Annotated in this window: 3 protein-coding genes and 1 pseudogene; 2 read left to right on the forward strand and 2 right to left on the reverse strand. The window is 73.4% G+C overall.

Going from position 1 to position 3,659, the window contains the following annotated elements:
* Positions 1-266, forward strand: a pseudogene (locus tag G6038_RS31075) (hypothetical protein); the annotation flags it as partial.
* A gap of 72 nt (positions 267-338) precedes the next feature.
* Here the strand turns inward: G6038_RS31075 and G6038_RS30405 are convergent.
* Positions 339-1,142 carry a CPBP family intramembrane glutamic endopeptidase gene (locus tag G6038_RS30405; RefSeq protein ID WP_346772961.1) on the reverse strand — a complete coding sequence of 268 codons (804 nt, stop codon included), beginning with the start codon at positions 1,140-1,142 and terminating at the stop codon, positions 339-341.
* A 302-nt stretch (positions 1,143-1,444) separates the two neighbouring features.
* Here G6038_RS30405 and G6038_RS30410 point away from each other — a divergent pair, with 302 nt between their 5' ends.
* Positions 1,445-1,714 (forward strand): hypothetical protein, encoded by a 270-nt coding sequence (locus tag G6038_RS30410; RefSeq protein ID WP_006944638.1) that lies wholly within the window; start codon positions 1,445-1,447, stop codon positions 1,712-1,714.
* Between the two features lie 94 nt (positions 1,715-1,808).
* Here G6038_RS30410 and G6038_RS30415 read toward each other — a convergent pair.
* The coding region (locus G6038_RS30415) for a kelch repeat-containing protein (protein ID WP_276613929.1) at positions 1,809-3,659 on the reverse strand (1,851 nt) is incomplete at its 5' end.

Consider the following 3,659-nt stretch of genomic DNA (forward strand, 5'->3'; position numbering starts at 1 on the left):
GTTCGGGGGTCTGTCTGGGCGCCCAGTCGCGCTGCTGCCTCGGCGGTGGCTGCCTCGGAGGTTCGTGTGGCGGCGGGGCCGGCCTCGGCTGCCGCGGCGGGGGTGCCGGCGGCCGGTACTGCGGTGTGGGCGCCTGCGACCAGGCCTGCTGCTGGGCGGGGGGACGTCCGTCGCGACGGATGATCTGCGGTCCCTCCGGCGACGGCGGCGGCGCCGGCCGGCCCATCGGTGCCGGACGGCGCGGCGGCGGCATCTGCGGAGGCTGATGCGGCGGCCGGGGTCGGGGCCGGGGGTCGGAATGGTCGCCGTTCACGACCTCCCAATGTACGCAGCCCGGGCTAGGGCAGCCAGGACACGTGCCCGCGCAGTGCCTGGTAGCCGACGAATGCGACGCTGTCGATCAGCGCGTGCGCCACCACCAGCGGCCACAGCTGCGACGTGCGCTGCCAGTACCGGCCGAACACCAGGCCCATGACGAGGTTGCCCAGCCCGCCGCCGAGGCCCTGGTACAGGTGATAGCTGCCGCGCAGCAGCGACGACGCGAGCAGCGACGAATTCTCCGACCAGCCGAGCTGCCGCAGCCGCGTGATCAGGTACGCGACGACGAGGACCTCCTCGGCGGCGGAGTTCGCGATCGCCCACAGCACCAGCGCCGGCAGCCGCCACCAGTAGTCCTCGAGGGTGCTCGGCGCGACGGTGAGGTTGAGGCCCGCCGCGCGCGCCACCAGGTACAGGCCGAGGCCGGGGATCCCGATGAGGGCCGCCAGCCCCACACCAGGCAGCAGGCCGCGCCGCACCTGGTCGCGGGCGAAACCGATGGTCCTCGGGCCGATGCCGCTGCGCCACAGCAGGTACACCCCGAGCGCCGCCCACGCCAGCAGCCGCACGATCCCGAGCAGCTGCCGGGCCAGGTCGATGAACTGCTGCGACGAGCGGGGAACGTTCAGCGCGACGGTCTGGTCGGACAACGGCGCCGGCGCGAGCGCCGACTCGAGCAGCGAGAGCATCGACGAGAGCCCGCTCAGGCCGAATGTGACGAGCAGGACGATGGTGATCTCGATCCACAGCGCACGACGGGCCGTCGGGTCGAGGGGCTCGGCCGGTTGGCGTGGGGGCGGGGTCAGCCAGGTGCGGATCGTCACGGTCGCGATTGTGCCGCGTCGCGGCCGGCCTCTCACATCCTGATCTTGATCGCGTCCCGACGGGAGTTGACGCCCGGTATCCAGTTGCCGACACCTCGACAGCGCACTTCGGGTGACGAGCACGGCGATACAACTCTGCCGTCGGTGTCGTGACGACGGGAACGTTCGTGGCGTGCCGCACTCGACGTGCGCTGTCCGGGGTCCCTCCGGTCGGCCGCGGTGAACACCACAGTGGCAAGAGTTCCGAAAGACGTTCGCCCCGATAATCATTCGCCTTCGAGCTCAGCGTCTATGCTGTCGCCATGTTGCTCATCGGAATCCTCGTGTTCGGCATGGTCGTCGGCGCCGCGGCCCAGTTGCTGCTGGGCAGGTCGGCGGGACGGATCGATTGGACCCTCGCCTTCGCTGCCGGGCTGGCCGGGTCCTTCGTAGGCGGGCTGCTCGTCAGTCTTCTGGCCGGCGACGGACTGTCGCTACGGCCGAGCGGGATCATCGGCTCGCTCGTGGGGGCGCTGCTCGTCACCGGTGCGGTGGGCTGGTGGCGGGCGCGTTCCGCCACGCCGAAGCCCTGACCCTCGGAGTGCGGGCGCGAAGCGGTCGATGCGGTGTGTCTTTCGGGTGGCTGGGGCAGCCCAAAGGACACACCGGCCGCGAAGCGGCCTCGTCTCACCAGAAGTCCAGCGCCTCCGCGAGCGCGGTGGACTGCGCGTGGGTGGGCCGCTGCGCGCCGTCGACGGCGTAGACGGTGGTGCCCACGGTCGCAACGACGAGGCCGTGCCGGGCGACGCCCATCGGTGGCAGCTCGGACCAGGTGCCGGTGGTCAGGTCGAACGCCTCGACGTCGGCGAGGACGCGGGTGGGTTCCTCGCCGCCGACGGCGACGATGCGGCCGTCGAGGTGGGTGACGCCGAGCCCGCCGCGGGGGGTGGGCATGTCGGGGAGCTGCGTCCAGGTGTCGGTGTCGGGGTCGTAGCGCTCGACGGTGGCGACGTTCTTGTCGGCGGCCAGGTCCCGGCCGCCGACGGCGTAGGCGTAGGTGCCGTCGGTGGTGGCGGCGAGGTGCTCGCGCGGGGTCGGCAGGTCGGCGACCGTGCTCCAGCCGCTGCCGTCGAAGACGTCGGTGGTGGCGAGGAGGGTGTCGTCGGCCTGGCCGCCGAACACGTAGATCCTGTCCCCGATGGTGACGGCGGCGCCGGCCGCACGGGCCTGCGGCATGGCCGGTAGTTCGGTCCACTGCCCGTCGCGCAGCGCGAACACCCGATCCGACGGCCGGGCGGTGAGGTCGGCGCCCTCGGGCACCCAGCCACCGAGCACCACCAGCTCGTCCGCGTACTCCACGGCCATCGCGTGGTTGAGCGGGAGGGGGAGATCGGGTCCGACCTTCCAGGTGTCGATGGCCGGGTCGTAGCCCTCCACCCGGGCGGTGGACCCGTTGTTGTCGAGTCCGCCGAACACCCAGACGGTGCCGTCGGCGACGGCGGCGGCGGTCTGCTGGCGGGCGGTGGGGGCGTCGCGCAGCTGCCGCCACGCCGGCCCGGGCTGGACGCGGCGCGGCGGGATCTGCAGCGCCTCGGTGACGGACGTCGACTCGGCATGGGTGGGTCCGGTGGCGCCGTCGATGGCGTAGACGGTGTCGCCGACCGCGCCGAGGGCCAGCCCGTGCCGCGGGGTCCGCAGGTCCGGCAGCTCGGACCACGTGCCGGTGGTCAGGTCGAACGCCTCGACGTCGGCGAGGACGCGGGTGGGTTCCTCGCCGCCGGCGGCGACGATGCGGCCGTCGATGTAGGTGGCGCCGAGCCCGCCCCGCGGGGTGGGCATGTCGGGCAGGGCGGTCCACGCGCCGGTGGTGGGGTCGAAGCGTTCGACGGTGGCGACGTTCTTGTCGGCGGACAGATCCCGGCCGCCGAGCGCGTACGCGTAGGTGCCGTCGGTCGCGGCCGCGAGGTGCTCGCGCGGGGTCGGGATGTCGGCGACCGTGGTCCAGGCGGTGCCGTCGAACACGTCGGTGGGGCGGATCAGGGTGTCGTCGGCCTGGCCGCCGAACACGTAGATCCTGTCCCCGATGGTGACGGCGGCGCCGGCGGCACGGGCCCGGGGCATCGGTGGCATCTCCACCCATTCACCGTTGCGGACGGCGAAGACCCGGTTCGATGCGGTGGCGGTGAGGTCGGGGCCGTCCGGGATCCAGCCACCGAGGACGACGGGCACGCCGTCCCACGTGACGGCCATCGCGTGGTTGAGCGGGATCGGCAGGTCGGGTCCGGCCTTCCAGGTGTCGATGGCCGGGTCGTAGCCCTCGTGGGCGGGGGAGGAGCCGGAGTCGTCCAGGCCGCCGAACACCCACACGGTGCCGTCGGCGACGGTGGCGGCGGTCTGCTGGCGGGCGGTGGGGGCGTCGCGCAGCGGTCGCCACGCGGCGGTCGGGGCGACCTCGGTGGTCTCGCCGGCCGCGGCGGTCCCGGCGTCGCCGGCCTGCCGTGTCGCCACGTAGACGGCCGTGGCCGCGACGGCGAGCAG

Source organism: Rhodococcus sp. 14C212 (assembly GCF_011058195.1).
Classification (GTDB): domain Bacteria; phylum Actinomycetota; class Actinomycetes; order Mycobacteriales; family Mycobacteriaceae; genus Rhodococcus; species Rhodococcus aetherivorans.

Coding starts and splice junctions, on each gene's coding strand:
- G6038_RS30410 (WP_006944638.1), top strand. CDS start 1,445: ATGTTGCTCATCGGAATCCTCGTGTTCGGCATGGTCGTCGGCGCCGCG.